The following is a 15,252-nucleotide window of genomic DNA, read 5'->3' as shown; positions in this document are numbered from 1 at the left end:
TTGCCGCTCCCGCCGATCCGGTCGCTCCCGCCGGAGCACCTGCACTTGCCGACCCCAACGACCCCAACGACCCCAACCACCCCGCCGACCCTGTCGGCCCGCCCGTGGCGATCAGCCTGCGCTACCCGCCCCGCGTCACCGGCGACCTAGGCTTCAGCACCCTGCTGCCGCTGCTGCGGGCCCGCCGCGTCGCCGACATCGACCAGGCCTTCGACCGGTGGGCCGAGCCGGTCAACGTCGTCCAGGCCGCCGACACCGAGGGCGGCGTACTGCACCGCGTGGCCGGGTGGGTGCCGCTGCGCGCCGAGTCCAACCGCCTGCGCGTGGTGCCCGCCTGGGAGCCCGGCCACGAGTGGCGGGGACGGCACGAGACGCCCCGCGCCGGACTCACCGACGGCGTCGCCGTCATGGCCAACCAGCGGGGCCCGGCCGAACCCCTCGGCGTCGAGTTCGCCCCGCCGCACCGCGCCGGCCGCATCGCCGAACTGCTCTCCCGCAAGGAGCACTGGTCCGCCGCCGACATGCCCGCGATCCACACGGACACCCACCTCGCCTCGGCGGGCCCCCTGCTGGACCACATCCAGGCCCTCGACGGCCTCACTCCCGAGGCCGCGGCCCTCCGCGACCACCTCCTCGCCTGGGACCGCCGCATGGACGCCGGCAGCGCCGACGCGGCCCGCTACGCGGCGGTGCGCGGAGCGGTCGTACGGAACCTGGCGGCGCATCCGGCCTTCGCCGCGCTCGCCACACCCCCGGCCTACCCGGAGGTGTTCCAGCCCTGGCTGGCCCTCCTCCCCCGCGTCGGCTTCGCCCTCGAACACCTGCTGCGGGCCGAGGACCTGTACGGAATCGACCGTCCGGCGGTCGTCCGAGCGGCGATCGAGGAGGTCGCCGAGCGGCCCCCGGCCGGGGTCTGGGGCGACACCCACCGGCTCACCCCCTGGCGCCCGCTGCACCCCGAGACGCCGTACGACGAACCTGCCCTGTCCGGCGACCACGACTGCGTGCTGTGCACCTCGGGTGTACCCGGCCTCAGCGACCGCGCCGCCCGCGGTCCGGCGGCCCGCTACGTCTGGGACCTGGCCCGGCGCGACGACAGCCGCTGGGTGGTCCCGCTCGGCGCCTCGGGCGTCCCCGGCTCGCCCCACCACCGCGACCAGCTCTCCCTGTGGCTCGCCGGAGACCTCGTCCCGGTCGTCACCGACTGGACCTCGCTGAAGAAGGAAACCGATGTCTGATCCGTACACCCCGGATACCCCGCACACCCTGCACACACCGGATACCCCGCACACCCTGCACACACCGGATAGCCCGCCCACCCCGGATACCCCGCACACCCCGTACGCCTCCCGCACGGCCGTCCACGAGCAGGCGACCGACGGCTTCGGCACCGTCCGCGTCCTGCCGCTGGACCCGGAGTCCGACGCCGCCGTGATCCACCGCTGGGTGAACGAGGACCGGGCCGCCTTCTGGGGCATGAACGACCTCACCGAGCGTCAGGTGGCCGAGACCTACGCCCACCTGGACACCCTCACCACCCACCACGCCTACCTCGTCGTCCGCGACGGCGAGCCGGTCGCCCTCCTCCAGACCTACGAGCCCGAGGCCGACCGCGTCAGCGAGTGCTACGACGTCCGCCCCGGCGACATCGGCGTCCACCTGCTCCTCGCCCCCGCCGGGCCGGGCGGCACGCGCTCCGGCTGGACGGCCCTGCTGGTGGCGGCCATCGCCGGATACGTCCTGCTGGGCCTGGACCGGCGGCGGGTCGTGGTCGACCCGGACGTCCGCAACGAGAAGGCCGTCGCCCGCTTCCTCAAACTGGGCTTCACGGCCGGGCCGGTCGTCGTCCTGCCGGAGATCGACCTCCCGGACGCGGACGTGTACCTGCCGGAGAAGAAGGCACAGCTCGCCTTCCTCGACCGGGAAGTACTCTTCCCCGCGTGACGCCCGAGGACCTCATCGCGCACTACGGCCTGGAACCGATCCCCCGCGAGGGCGGCCTGTTCCGCCAGACCTGGGCCGGCCCCGAACGCCCCGACGGCCGCCCCGAGGGCACGGCGATCGTGGCGCTCCTGACAGCGGACGCCTACTCCGCCCTCCACCGCCTCCCGACCGACGAGGTCTGGCACTTCTACCTCGGCGATCCCCTGGAACTCCTCCTGCTCGCCCCGGACGGGAGCAGCAGGACGGTGGTGCTGGGCCCGGATGTCCTGGGTGGCCGGCACGTCCAGTTCACCGTCCCGGCAGGTACGTGGATGGGCGGGAGGACCCGCGGGCAGTGGACCCTGTTCGGCTGCACGATGGCGCCCGGCTTCACGTTCGAGGGCTATGAACACGGGGATGAGGCGGAGCTGACGGCGCGCTATCCGGCAGAGGCACACAGAATCCGGGGGCTGTCCCGCTCTTAGGGGCGCGGGGCTGAATCGATGTGCGGCTCCGCCGCGTGGGCGCGACCAGCCACAACGCACCCGCACTCGCCACACAACACAGCCACCCATCCGATGAGCGCTACACCCTTCCCATCCGTACGTATCCGGAAGCCGTACAGCCCGACCCCGGAGAACCACGTGGACCCACGGCGGAACGAGGAGCGCAATGTCGGACACCCGCGGCGATTCCAGGCCCTGGTGCTGCTCGGCACCGTGCTGGTCCTGCTCTTCCTCAGCGGAGCCCCCGCCTCGGCCCACGCAGCCCTCCGCAGCACCGACCCTGACGACGGATCCCTCGTCAAACAGGCCCCCCGCAGCGTCACCCTGACCTTCACCGAGTCCGTAGGCCTGCTCGACGACTCCTTCCGGGTCTTCGGCCCCGACCAGCGCCGCATCCACACCGGCGAGGCCACGCACGCGGACGGCCGCTCCGAGACGGCCCGGGTCGGACTGCCGAGGAAACTCGCCCAGGGCACCTACACGGTGGCCTGGCGGGTGGTGTCCGCCGACAGCCACCCGGTCTCCGGCGCCTTCTCCTTCTCCGTCGGCAAACGGTCCGCCACGAGCACGCAGATCGACACCGGCCCGGACGAGGACCCGCTGACCGGCGGCCTCTACGACGCCGCCCGCTACCTCGCCTACCTCGCCGCCGCGCTGCTCGTCGGCGCGGCGGCCTTCGCGCTGCTGTGCCGTCCCGTGAACAGGTCCCCGCTGCGCGGGCCGCTGCTGACGGCCTGGTGGACGCTGCTGGGCTCGACGGTCGTCCTGCTCCTGCTTCGCGCCCCGTACGAGACGGGCGCGGGCCCGGCGGCGGCCTTCGACGCCTCCGCACTCGGCCGCACCCTGACCAGCCGCCCGGGCCTGGCCCTCCTCGCCAGGCTGGCCGTCGTCCTGCTGACCGCCGGCTTCCTGGTGTGGCTGTCCCGACGCGGTGACCGCCGTGACCGCCGGGATCCGGTGGCGCTGGCCGCGGGCACGACCCTGGCCGTCGGGCTGGCCCTGACCTGGGCGGCGGCCGAGCACGCCTCCGCGGGGATCCAGGTGCCGCTGGCGATGACGTCGTCCGTGCTGCACCTGCTGGCGACCGGGGTCTGGCTGGGCGGGCTCGTGGCCCTGCTCCTGACCCTGCGCCGTTCGTCCGGCGAGAACCTGACGGAGGTCGTGCCGCGCTTCTCCCGTATCGCCTTCGCCTCGGTGACGGTCCTGGTCGTCACCGGCGTGTACCAGTCCTGGCGCGGCCTCGGCTCCGTCTCCGCGCTGTCCGGCACGCCGTACGGCCGGCTGCTGCTCGCGAAACTGTTCGCGGTGACCGTGCTGGTGCTGGCGGCCGGGTACTCGCGCCGCTGGACGGCCCGCCTCGCTGCCCCGCAGACCACCCGAACGGTCGCTGCCCCGGAGACCACTCGGACGGTCGCGGCCCCGGAGACCACTCGGACGGTCGCGGCCCCGGAGACCACTCGGACGGTCGCGGCGGTGGCGGCCGTGCGCGAACGGGTCGCGCAGCCGGTCGGCGCCCCGCCGCCACCGGAAGCCACCGCGGAGCCCGGGACGCCCGACACCGGGGAGCCGGAGTGGCCGGAGGCGCCGGCCCGCGAGCCGGGCGACGAGGACGGGGACGGCGACGAGGACGGAAACGACGACGAGGACGGAAACGGCGAGGGGAACGGTGACGGGAACGGAAACGGCGACGGGAACGGCGACGTGCGCCGCGGTCTGCGCCGCTCCGTCCTCATCGAGGTCGCCGTCGCCGCCGTGGTGCTGCTGATCACGACCCTGCTCACCACGACACTGCCGGGCCGCGCGCAGGCCGAGGCCGCGCGGCAGGCCCCGGCGGGCGCGCTGCCGCCCACGACCCTGGTCACCGTGCCCTACGACACGGGCCTGGACACCCTGACCGGCAGCGGCACCGTCCTGGTCACCGTGGACCCCGCGCGCGTCGGCGAGAACGGCATCCAGGCCGTGGTCCACGGCTCCGACGGGGGCCCGATCACCGTCCCCGAGGTCCGCATCACCTTCACCCTGCCCTCCAAGAAGGTCGGCCCGATCGACGCCGAGCTCACCGACGTCGGCTACTGGAGCACCAACTCCCTCAACCTGCCCCTCCCCGGGACCTGGACGATGAAGACGACGGTGCGGGTGTCCGACGTCGACCAGGTGACCGTTTCGAAGCAGGTGCGGATCGTGTCCTAGGTTCGCCAACTCCTCCCCGTGCAGCCCCCGTTGTCCGGCCAGAAGTTCCGTGTTCCACTGGATCGTTTATGGCACATCGGTCACGGGTCACCCGCCTCCGGGCGGGCAGGCACTCCATGGGGGGTCCGTGTGTGAAGAACTGGGCTTCGAGAAACTCCTCGGCGAGGAGGGCTTCTTCGCGGGGCTGCTCGGGCGGACGCCGTCGGGGGCCGGCCGGGACCCGCTGTACGGCCCCGACCTGCCCGTCGTCCTGCTCACCGGCGGACCGGGCATGGGCAAGGGCCGCCTGCTGCGCGCCGTACGGGACCGCTTCGCCGCCAAGGTGCCGGTGATCCACCTGGACTGCGCCTCACCGGTGTACGCGGACCGCGCGGACCCGGAGCCCGGCGCCCGCTCGGCCACGACCGAGGCCCTGGTCGAGGTGGCCCGCCGGCTGAGTACCTGGCAGGGCACGGGCGGCTCGTTCGCCTTCCCGCGGCTCTTCCCGGGCCTGGCCATGATCGCGACCGGCGTCACGGAGGGCACGCCCGAGGCGGTCGCGACGGAGGCCGAACGCTACGAGGGCCTGGCCCAGAAGCAGCGCCTGCGCGGCCTGGTCACCGGCGACTTCTGGCGGGGCGTGCTGCGCGGCGCCATCCGGAACCTGCTGATGACCCTCTACGGGCAGGCGCTCGACCCGTACTCGGCGGCCGTGAGCAACGCCCTGCTGGACGCCCTCTTCCAGCGACTGGCCCCCCGCGGCAGGGCCGAACTGGAGCGGCTCTACGGCGCCTATCCCGGCGCGGCCGGACAGCCCAGGATCGGGCTGCGCATCCTCGCCGCCGACTTCCGCGCCGGCGGCGAGGCACGGGACGTCGCGGAGAGCTTCCTCTTCCGGGCCCTGCGCGAGGATTTGGAGGCGGCGTACGCCTCGCCCTCCGGCTGGCTCCGCCGGGTCGGCCGCCCGGCGATGCTGCTGGACCACGCCGAGTCGCCCCTCGGCGAGCGGCTGCTGCGCGCCGTACTCACCGACCGCCGGGCCGGGCAGCGCGACCGCGTGGTGATCGTGGGCACGGCACGCCGTCCGGACGGCGGCGCCTTCCTGCACGGCGGCCTGCCGTCCGAGGAGGTGGCGCCCCCGGCGGAGTACCGGCCGGCCGACGGCGCCCCGCCCGCCTGGTCCCGGCGCACGGACGAGTCCGCCGACCGGGCACCCCTGGCCGACGGCGTGGTCCTGCTGCGGATGCCCCTGCTCACCGGCGACCAGCTCCGCCGCGAAACCGTACGAAGACAGCAGCGCGCCGAGCCGGAGGGCGGCACGAACCGCCGCCGGATCGACGCCGCCGTGGCCCGGCTGAGCGGCGGCCGCCCGCACACGGTGATCCGCCTCTCCGCCGCCGCCGCGGCCTTTCGGATGCCGGCGGACGCCAACGACCGCGACATCCTGGACGCCCCGCTACGGCTCCCCGGCGACGACACCCCCGAACGCCCGGTCGCGGACGTCCTGCTCCGCGAACTGATCCTGGACCAGTTACCCGTACGGCTCCCCACCGAGCACCGCTCCCAGTGGCTCGACCTCCTCTCCCACCTGTCGGTGGCTCACGACACGGAGTGCGCGGACGTCCTGCTCCGCCACCACCAGTCGGGCCACGTCCACCACCTGACCGCCCATCACGTGTCCCGGCTCCTCACCGACACCGGCTGGCCCGCCTGCGAACGCCACTTCATCGGCGACTTCGGCCTCCGCCAGCTGCTGGTCCACCGGCTCTACGGACTGCGCCCCGGCGGCGCCGCCTGGTACGCCGACCACCACCTGCTGCGCGACCACTACGCGGAACGAGCGGCGGGCGAGCGGCAGGACGCCCGGGGCGACGGGGACCACGGGGGCGACGGGGGTAACGGGGACCACGGGAGCAACGGGAACCACGGGCGTGACGGGAACCACGGGCGTGACGGGGCCTTCCGCTCGCTCACCGCCCACCGGATGAACCACCACCTGGTGTCCGGCGGCGCGGACGACGTCGTCAGCCACCTCGCCGCCACCCTCCCCGGCCGCCCCGGCGCCTGGTGCGCGGATCTCCTGGAGATCGCCCAGGCCCCCTACCCGGGCGGGGCGGACGCCCGACGCGAGCGGGCCCAGGGCTTGGTGGGGGCGGACGGCCCGCCCCTGCGCCGCACGGTCGACCAGCTGCTGCACGCGGTGTGGCTGTGCGAGGAGCGCACCAGGCCGACCGGCAAGGAGACCGCCCGCACGCTGGCCAAGCTGCTGGACCTGCTCTCGATCATGGACTTCGAGGGCGCGGGCCGACTCAGCAGGACGGCGACGGAGTGGAGCGGCCTGGCGGAGAACGAGCAGCCCCTGCTGCGCTGCACCTGCACCGAACAGCTCCGGCGAAGGAGATGACGGCATGCCCAGATGGCGGAAGATCCTCTACGCGGTGCTGCTCGTAGGGGCGATCGTGGCAGGCGTGGCCCTCACCACCTCCTTCCTCGGCAGGCCGGACACCTGCGCCGAAGGAGTCGAGCGGATCGGGGACGAGTGCGTCGGCGTCAACGGAGAGGGCTACGACTTCGACACCCCGGAGATCGCCGACGTGGCCCGGGCCATCGCCCGCGAGAACCAGCGGATCGAGGACGAGCCGCATGTCACGGTGGCGATGATGCTGCCGCTCCAGTCGGACCGCGAGGCCCTGCGCCGGCAGATGCGCAGCGACCTCCAGGGCGCCTACCTGGGCCAGCGGCAGGCCAACGAGGGCGAGGGCGAACCCCCCAGGATCCGCCTGGTCCTGGCCAACCCCGGACAGGCCTACGGTCATCAGGCGAAGGTCGTCGACACCCTGCTCCGGATGGCCGCCTCTCCTGAGGACCGGCTGCGCGCGGTCACCGGCTTCAATCTGAGCCTCGCCGCCACGGAGGCGGCGGTGAAACGCCTGACGGAGAACAAGGTCCCGGTCCTCGCGGCCAGAATCAGCGGCGACAGAATCGCGAACGAGGACCGGCCGGACGGCATGGCCGCCCTGAAGTTCCCCGGCCTGGCCCGCATCCTCCCCACCAACAACGACGCGGCCCAGGCCCTCGCCAACTTCAACGGCGAACGCGGCCGCCGCAACCTCAGGACGGTCCTGGTCTACGACAAACGCCCCGACGGCTACAACGAGTCGCTGGCCAGGGCGTTCAGCAGGATCAAGGAGAAGGGCCCGGCCGGCCCCGCCGCGATGTCCTTCGAGTCCCCGTCCATCGACGAGCCGGGCTCGACCGGCAACCAGTTCACCCAGACGGCCAACAACATCTGCGACTCCGAGGCCGACACGGTCTACTTCGCGGGCCGCACGCTCCACCTGCGCATCTTCGCCCTCAAGCTCGCCCAGGTGGGCTGCGAGAACCGCCACTACACCATCGTCAGCGGCTCCGACGCGGCATCGCTGCGCCAGGCCATGACGGAGAAGGACTGGGCCCGGCTCCGCGGCGAGGACGGCAGGCCCAAGGTGACGGTGCAGTACGCGGCCCCCGCCCACCCCGACGCCTGGACCACGGAACTGACGGCGTGGACCAAGCGCTACACGGCGACCCACGACAAGAGACCACCCGCCCAGGACCTCCCCCAGTACCTCACCGAACCGAAGGCGGCCCTGGACACCCTCAGAAACCAGATCACCACCACCCGGCGCGAGGGCACGGCACTCGGCTCCACCCCGAACCTCGACGACTCCCGCACGATGCTCGTCTACGACGGCCTCATCACCATCGGCAAGGCCCTCCACCAGGCCCAACGAGGCGCCCCCGAGACCACCGCCCCCACCCGCGAGGACGTGGGCCGCCAGTGGTCCCTCCTCCAGTCCCGCCACCGAGTCCAGGCCACCAGCGGCCTGATCTGCCTCACCACCGGCGGCAACGCCTACGACAAACCGGCCGCCATCGTCGAACTCGACCCGGGCCGAAAAGGCGAGGGCACCTTGAAATTCGTAGGCCTCGGCTGGCCCACGGGCAAACCCCAGCCGAAGAACTGCGTGATCCCCAGCACGACACCTTGATCCGCCCCGAGAGCTCATCCGAGCCGGACAACGTCGAAGGGCCCCACCGCGAACGGTGGGGCCCTTCGACATCGTGCCCGGTGAGGCACTGGCGGAGGATACGAGATTCGAACTCGTGAGGGGTTGCCCCCAACACGCTTTCCAAGCGTGCGCCCTAGGCCTCTAGGCGAATCCTCCGTCGAAGACATTACATGACTGGGAGGAGTGCTCGCGAACTCGTTCCCTGCCCCTGACATCAGGTAGCCTTGGCGCAGCCCCTCACGCGGCGCTATCTGACTGAACTCCCCCAGGGCCGGAAGGCAGCAAGGGTAGGTTGGCTCTGGCGGGTGCGTGGGGGGCGTTTGCGTTCCCGGGTTTCCGGGGCGGGGCTCGTTGTCAGTGGGCGCCTATAACCTCGTATGCGTGTCGTCTCTCGCTCTGTACCGCCGCTATCGCCCGGAGACCTTCGCCGAGGTCATCGGGCAGCAGCACGTCACCGACCCGTTGCAGCAGGCGCTGCGCAACAACCGGGTCAACCACGCGTACCTGTTCAGCGGGCCGCGCGGCTGTGGCAAGACGACCAGCGCGCGCATCCTGGCGCGGTGCCTGAACTGCGAGCAGGGGCCCACGCCCACACCGTGCGGTGAGTGCCAGTCCTGTCAGGACCTCGCGCGCAACGGCCCCGGTTCCATCGACGTCATCGAGATCGACGCCGCGTCGCACGGTGGCGTGGACGACGCCCGTGACCTGCGCGAAAAGGCCTTCTTCGGACCCGCGCGCAGCCGCTACAAGATCTACATCATCGACGAGGCCCACATGGTCACGTCGGCCGGCTTCAACGCGCTGCTGAAGGTCGTCGAGGAGCCGCCGGAGCATCTCAAGTTCATCTTCGCGACCACCGAGCCCGAGAAGGTCATCGGGACGATCCGGTCGCGGACCCATCACTATCCCTTCCGGCTCGTCCCGCCCGGGACCCTGCGGGACTACCTCGCCGAGGTGTGCCAGAAGGAGACCATCCCGGTCGACGACGGTGTGCTCCCGCTCGTCGTGCGGGCCGGTGCCGGCTCCGTGCGTGACTCCATGTCCGTCATGGACCAGCTGCTCGCCGGCGCCGCGGCGGACGGTGTGACGTATGCCATGGCCACCGCCCTGCTCGGGTACACGGAGGGCTCCCTCCTGGACTCCGTCGTCGAGTCCTTCGCCACCGGCGACGGAGCCGCGGCCTTCGAGGTCGTCGACCGCGTCATCGAGGGCGGGAACGACCCCCGTCGGTTCGTCGCCGACCTGCTGGAGCGGCTGCGTGACCTGGTGATCCTCGCCGCCGTCCCGGACGCGGCGGAGAAGGGGCTCATCGACGCCCCCGCCGATGTCGTCGAGCGCATGCAGGCCCAGGCCGGCACCTTCGGCCCCGCCGAACTGAGCCGTGCCGCCGACCTCGTCAACGAGGGACTGACGGAGATGCGGGGCGCCAACTCGCCCCGTCTCCAGCTGGAGCTGATCTGCGCCCGCGTCCTGCTCCCCGCCGCCTACGGCGACGAGCGGTCCGTCATGGCCCGCCTGGACCGCGTCGAGCGCGGTGTGAACTTCTCCGCGGCACCCGCCGGCATGCCCGCCATGGGCTATGTGCCGGGGCCCGAGGGGCATGGCGGACCGGCGGCCGCGGCCGCGGCGGCTGCTCCGGTTCCGCCCGGCGGCGGTCCGGCCGCGGCCCGTGCGGCGGTACGGGCTTCCGGGGCACCGGGGAGCGGGAACAGCGGCGGCACCGGCAGCGGCAGTAGTGGCGGTGATACGGCGGCCGCCGCCGGGTACGTCCCCGACGCTCACGGAACCCCGGGCCCCCCCGGCGGCCACGACGCACAGCCGCCGGTGGCCTCAGGCCCTGCCGCCGACGGGTATACCCAGCCGCCTCAGCCCCCGGAGCCGTCCCAGGCACCCCCAGCGCCGACGGCACCCACAGCGCCCGCACCCACAACGCCCGCGGCCCCCGCCCCCGCCCCCGGCGCCTGGCCCACGGCCGCCTCCGCCGGCAGCGGCGGCCGTCGCCCCGGTGGCTGGCCCACGGCCGCCTCGGGCGCACCCGCCCCGAACCCCGCAGCGGGGAACGCGCCCGCGGCGAACACACCCGCCCCGAGCACCCCCACCGCCAGCACCCCACCGGCCCCCGCACCATCCCCCTCGGCCCCCGCTCAGGCCGCTCCCGCCGCTGCTCCCGCAGGCGGTCTCGACCCCCGCATGCTCTGGCCGAACATCCTGGAGGCCGTCAAGAACCGTCGGCGCTTCACCTGGATCCTGCTCAGCCAGAACGCCCAGGTGGCCGGCTTCGACGGCACGACCCTCCAGCTCGGCTTCGTCAACGCGGGTGCGCGGGACAACTTCCTGAGCAGCGGCAGCGAGGACGTGCTGCGGCAGGCGCTGGGCGAGCAGTTCAACGTCCAGTGGAAGATCGAGGCGATCGTCGACCCCTCCGGGGGATCCGCGCCCCCGGCCCCGGGCGGCCCCTCCGGCCTCGGGGGAGGCAACGGCGGCGCCCACGGCGGCAGCGCCGGTGGCCACAGCGGCGGCAGCTACGGCTCCGGCGGTGGCGGCCACAACACCGGAGGCGGCAGCGGCGGCAGCGGCGGTACGGCAACCGCTCAGCGCCCCGCCTCGTCCCAGTCGGCGGCCCCGTCCACCGCGGCCCAGCAGTCGAGCACCCCCGCCCCCACCTCAGGCTCCGCCCCCGCGGCGCCCGCGCCCCAGCCCTCCGCTCCGAGGCCGCGGTCCGTGTCCGTCGAGGACGACATCCCCGAGGACGACGATCCCGACCTCGACGAGTCGGCCCTCTCCGGGCAGGACCTGATCGTCCGGGAGCTGGGGGCAACGGTGGTGGACGAGTTCACCAACGAGCCCTAACCGCGGCGGAGCGAGCCCCGGCCCGGCCGACCTCCGGCCCGGCCGGACGAGCCCCGGCCTCCCGGCCGAACGGCCCCGGCCTCCCGGCCGAACGGCCCCGGCCTCCCGGCCGAACGGCCCCGGCCTCCCGGCCGAACGGCCCCGGCCTCCCGGCCGGTACCCCCGCTTCGGAGGAACCTCCAAGCCAACACCCCCACCCCCTTCGGAAGCCCGCACAAAGGAATCCCGGCGCTTCCCGTTAGGCTGACCCCCGTGAAGGTCCTCGTCATCGGCACCGGCGCCCGCGAACACGCCCTGTGCCACTCCCTGTCCCTCGACCCCGACGTCACCGCGCTGCACTGCGCCCCCGGCAACGCCGGCATCGCCGAGGTCGCCGAGCTGCACCAGGTCGACCCCCTGGACGGCTCCGCCGTCACCGCGCTGGCCACCCGGCTCGGCGCGGAGCTCGTGGTCGTCGGACCGGAGGCGCCGCTCGTCGCCGGTGTCGCCGACGCCGTGCGCGAGGCGGGCATCCCGGTCTTCGGCCCGTCCGGCCCGGCCGCGCAGCTGGAGGGCTCCAAGGCCTTCGCGAAGGAGGTCATGGCGGCGGCCGAGGTGCCCACGGCACGCTCGTACGTCTGCACGACGGAGGACGAGGTCGACGCGGCCCTCGACGCCTTCGGTGCCCCGTACGTCGTCAAGGACGACGGGCTCGCCGCGGGCAAGGGCGTCGTCGTCACCGACTACCTCGAAACCGCCAAGGCGCATGCCGCGGCCTGCGAGCGCGTGGTCATCGAGGAGTTCCTCGACGGCCCCGAGGTCTCCCTGTTCGCCGTCACCGACGGCGAGACGGTCGTGCCGCTCCAGCCCGCCCAGGACTTCAAGCGCGCGCTGGACGGTGACGAGGGCCCGAACACGGGCGGCATGGGGGCCTACTCCCCGCTGCCGTGGGCCGACCCGAAGCTGGTCGACGAGGTGCTGCAGACCGTCCTGCAGCCGACCGTGGACGAGATGAAGCGCCGCGGCACGCCGTTCTCCGGTCTGCTCTACGCCGGTCTCGCGATCACCTCCCGCGGTGTCCGCGTGATCGAGTTCAACGCCCGCTTCGGCGACCCGGAGACCCAGGTCGTCCTGGCCCGTCTGAAGACGCCGCTGGCCGGTCTCCTGATGGCCGCCGCCACCGGCAACCTGGCCCACCTGGAACCGCTGCGCTGGAGCGACGACGCGGCCGTGACGGTGGTCGTCGCCTCGTACAACTACCCCGGCACCCCGCGCACCGGCGACCCGATCACCGGCCTCGACGAGGTCGCCGCCCAGGACGCCCCGCACGCGTACGTCCTGCACGCCGGTACCAGGCGCGACGGTGACGCGATCGTCAGCGCGGGCGGCCGTGTCCTGTCCGTCACGGCCACCGGCAAGGACCTCGCCGAGGCCCGCGACCGCGCCTACACGGCCGTCGGCCGCATCCGCCTCGACGGCTCCCAGCACCGCACGGACATCGCCGCGAAGGCGGCGGGCGCGTAGGGACACAGCCCCTCGCCGATGAACCCCACAGGCCCCGGATCCGTCTCAGGATCCGGGGCCTGAAGTTTTCGTCAGGTGAGGGCCTGACCCTCGCTTTCCGTCATCCACCTCTCCCCAAAGCCATTCCATCGAGTGACCGATGCCGTATCCGGCTGACGGGGGGCTGAGCCCCAACTAGGGTGCGGCGCAAGCGTTCCGGCACTTGGCCCACCGGCATTGCGATGTCAGTGGCTGGTGCCACAGTGGGGGAGTGAGCAAGGAAAGCGTCAGGTCAACGGGGAGGGGGTGAGGTCGGTCGTGACCGGAATGGGTGTGGAGGCAGGCGCGCAGATCGCGCGGGCACGGGCACTGGTCGTGCTGCGCGTCCGCAGCCGCGCCCTGGCCGTCGCCCTGCTGCCCGCCGCCGTCGCCGTGATCCTGCTCGCGGGGGCGTTCTCCGGCCGCCTCGTCGGGCCCGGCTGGGACGCCGCCCGCTGGGTTCTGACCCCGGTCGCCGTCCTCGTACTGCTCGCCGCCGCCGGGATCGCCCTGGTCGTCGCCCGGGCCCGTCCGGCCATGAGCCCGACCGTCCCGATCGCCGAGGAGGCGGCTCCCGACCTGTACCGGATGGTGCGCGACCTGGCCGACCGCCTCGAGGTCCCCGCCCCCTCCGCGATAGCGCTCACACCGGACTGCGACAGCTGGCTGGAGGACCGCACGCATCCGGCCCACGGACCGCCTCCGGCCGAGGAGCACGACGACATAGCGGGCGCCGGGAAGCACCCGCACCGTCGGCACCCCGCCGCCCCGGTCCTCGTCATCGGCTCTCCTTTCCTGTGGTGGATGCGGGTCGGCGAGCTGCGCGCGGTCCTCGCCCCGGTCGTCGCGGGTACGGGCCCCTCCGCCCACCCGGACATAGCCGCGGCCCGGCGTTTCGTCCGGGGCCTCGACGCTGCGGTGGCCGTGGCCTCGGCGCCCCGCCGTGACCCGGTCTCGCGAGCCGTGCTGGCAGGCGTCGGCTGGGTGGCCCGGCTGCTGCTGCGCAGTTGCCGCCTCCCGGCCGCCGAGCTGGAGCGGGGCGTGGCGGCCGCGGCCGCGGAGCGTGCACAGGCTGTGGATTACGGGCTTCGGATCGTTGCCCAGGAGCAGGTGGGCCTGGCGTACGCGGGGTGGGACCGGCTGCTGACCCGCGTGGCGCTGCCGGCCTGGCGGATGGGCCGTTGGCCGTCCCGGCTGGACGCCGGCGTGGTGGCGGCGCTCACGGAGCTGTCCCGGCGCGACCGCCTGGCCGAGGGCTTCGCGTCCCGGCTCGGGGAGCGGCCCGCCTGCGATCTGCTCGAGGAGCCGGGCACGGTCGACGAGTCCGCTTCCCTCCTCGCCGCCCGCCTCTTCCACGGCGGCCCCGCCGGGCCCGGACCCGACTGGTCGCCGGTGGACTGGAGCGAGTATCCGGAGGAGGTCGTGGACCGCAAGTGGCGCATCGACGCGGCCCGGCTCCACCGCGTCCTGGACACGATGGGCGTTCGCCCCGCCGCCGGCCCCGCGGCCCCCGCCACTGGTGGCCCGACCCTGTCCCGTGTCGTGGACCACCTGACGGACCTGACCGGCGAAGCGCCCCCGTTCCCCACCAGACCCCCGGAACCACTGCCTCCCCTCAACGAAGACGAAGACGTCCACGCAGACGAAGAAGACCTCTCCGGCACCACCCCTCGCAGCGCCGACCTGGCCGCCCGCCTCAGCGCCGAACTGGCCCGCGAGGAGGCCGCCGCGACACCCCGCCCGCCCACCGCGGCCTCATCGGCAGCCGGTTCCCCGGCCACCCCCGACCCCCTCGCCCTCTGGGACGACCGAGCCCTCCCCCTCTTCCCCCTCCAGCCCCCGCGCACGGCCCGTGAACTGCTCGCCGACCACCTCACGGCGATGATCTGCTGTGCCGCGATGGACACCGCCGGCGCGATGCCCGGCCTGGACTGGCTGGACGGCCCCACACTCCTGCACAACGGCGAGCGCACCGCCGATCTCGCGCCCAAGATCCTCACCCTGATCGAGGAGGGCGACCCCACCCCCCTGCGCGCCTGGCTGGCCGAGCTGGGGATACGCCCGGAGAAGCCGGTCCGGCTCGCCTGACCGCCGGAGCACCCGCTTCCACTTCTGGCCAATTCAAAACGAACAGTGACGAAGTGCGCGCGTTATGTGATGTGCTTGGACCGTTCGCGCACATGGCAAGGGCTGACGACATACGACAGGCACATAAGCGCGACGGCATCACT

The 15,252-nt window shown here is 73.5% G+C and carries 9 protein-coding genes, 1 tRNA gene and 1 other RNA gene; 10 read left to right on the top strand and 1 reads right to left on the bottom strand.

What is annotated here, in order from left to right; all coding sequences use genetic code 11:
- The 6 genes from ACFZBT_RS17385 to ACFZBT_RS17360 all read left to right on the top strand — a co-directional run.
- A partial coding sequence (locus ACFZBT_RS17385) for a penicillin acylase family protein (protein ID WP_391103946.1) occupies nucleotides 1-1,238 on the top strand: 1,238 nt, incomplete at its 5' end.
- A complete protein-coding gene (locus tag ACFZBT_RS17380; RefSeq protein WP_391103944.1) occupies nucleotides 1,231-1,944 on the top strand; it encodes a GNAT family N-acetyltransferase in 714 nt (237 codons plus the stop codon). The genes ACFZBT_RS17385 and ACFZBT_RS17380, both read left to right, overlap by 8 nt.
- A complete protein-coding gene (locus tag ACFZBT_RS17375) occupies nucleotides 1,941-2,408 on the top strand; it encodes a cupin domain-containing protein (protein WP_391103941.1) in 468 nt (155 codons plus the stop codon). The genes ACFZBT_RS17380 and ACFZBT_RS17375 overlap by 4 nt, the downstream gene beginning before the upstream one ends.
- Before the next feature lie 219 nt (nucleotides 2,409-2,627).
- On the top strand, nucleotides 2,628-4,619 hold the full coding sequence (locus ACFZBT_RS17370) for a copper resistance protein CopC (protein WP_391104452.1): 1,992 nt from the start codon (nucleotides 2,628-2,630) through the stop codon (nucleotides 4,617-4,619).
- A 127-nt stretch (nucleotides 4,620-4,746) separates the two neighbouring features.
- Nucleotides 4,747-7,002: a hypothetical protein gene (locus ACFZBT_RS17365; RefSeq protein ID WP_391103939.1), complete on the top strand. Its 2,256-nt coding sequence runs from the start codon at nucleotides 4,747-4,749 to the stop codon at nucleotides 7,000-7,002.
- Nucleotides 7,003-7,006: 4 nt separating this feature from the next.
- Nucleotides 7,007-8,629 (top strand): amino acid ABC transporter substrate-binding protein, encoded by a 1,623-nt coding sequence (locus ACFZBT_RS17360; protein WP_391103936.1) that lies wholly within the window; start codon nucleotides 7,007-7,009, stop codon nucleotides 8,627-8,629.
- Nucleotides 8,630-8,718: 89 nt separating this feature from the next.
- Here the strand turns inward: ACFZBT_RS17360 and ACFZBT_RS17355 are convergent.
- Nucleotides 8,719-8,806: transfer RNA gene (locus tag ACFZBT_RS17355), tRNA-Ser, on the bottom strand.
- 72 nt (nucleotides 8,807-8,878) lie between these two features.
- Between ACFZBT_RS17355 and ffs the strand changes: the two genes are divergently transcribed.
- From ffs to ACFZBT_RS17335, 4 genes are all read left to right on the top strand, one after another.
- An RNA gene (gene ffs, locus ACFZBT_RS17350) (signal recognition particle sRNA small type) lies at nucleotides 8,879-8,977 on the top strand.
- 54 nt (nucleotides 8,978-9,031) lie between these two features.
- The gene (locus ACFZBT_RS17345) at nucleotides 9,032-11,500 is read left to right on the top strand and encodes a DNA polymerase III subunit gamma and tau (protein ID WP_391103934.1); all 2,469 of its coding nucleotides are present in this window, start codon (nucleotides 9,032-9,034) and stop codon (nucleotides 11,498-11,500) included.
- A gap of 252 nt (nucleotides 11,501-11,752) precedes the next feature.
- Complete coding sequence (gene purD, locus ACFZBT_RS17340; RefSeq protein ID WP_391103931.1) at nucleotides 11,753-13,003, top strand: phosphoribosylamine--glycine ligase; 1,251 nt, start codon at nucleotides 11,753-11,755, stop codon at nucleotides 13,001-13,003.
- Between the two features lie 306 nt (nucleotides 13,004-13,309).
- Nucleotides 13,310-15,109, top strand: a complete 1,800-nt coding sequence (locus ACFZBT_RS17335; RefSeq protein ID WP_391104450.1) for a hypothetical protein — start codon at nucleotides 13,310-13,312, stop codon at nucleotides 15,107-15,109.
- Nucleotides 15,110-15,252: the final 143 nt, after the last annotated feature.

Origin of the sequence: Streptomyces sp. NPDC008137, assembly GCF_042957035.1 — a bacterium.
GTDB lineage: Bacteria > Actinomycetota > Actinomycetes > Streptomycetales > Streptomycetaceae > Streptomyces.
Note: the sequence above shows the minus strand (reverse complement) of the source record. Positions and strands in the feature narration are given on the sequence as shown.

Excerpts from the sequence above, each read along its gene's own strand:
- ACFZBT_RS17380 (WP_391103944.1), top strand. The coding sequence starts at position 1,231 with ATGTCTGATCCGTACACCCCGGATACCCCGCACACCCTGCACACACCG.
- ACFZBT_RS17335 (WP_391104450.1), top strand. The coding sequence starts at position 13,310 with ATGGGTGTGGAGGCAGGCGCGCAGATCGCGCGGGCACGGGCACTGGTC.
- ACFZBT_RS17360 (WP_391103936.1), top strand. The coding sequence starts at position 7,007 with ATGCCCAGATGGCGGAAGATCCTCTACGCGGTGCTGCTCGTAGGGGCG.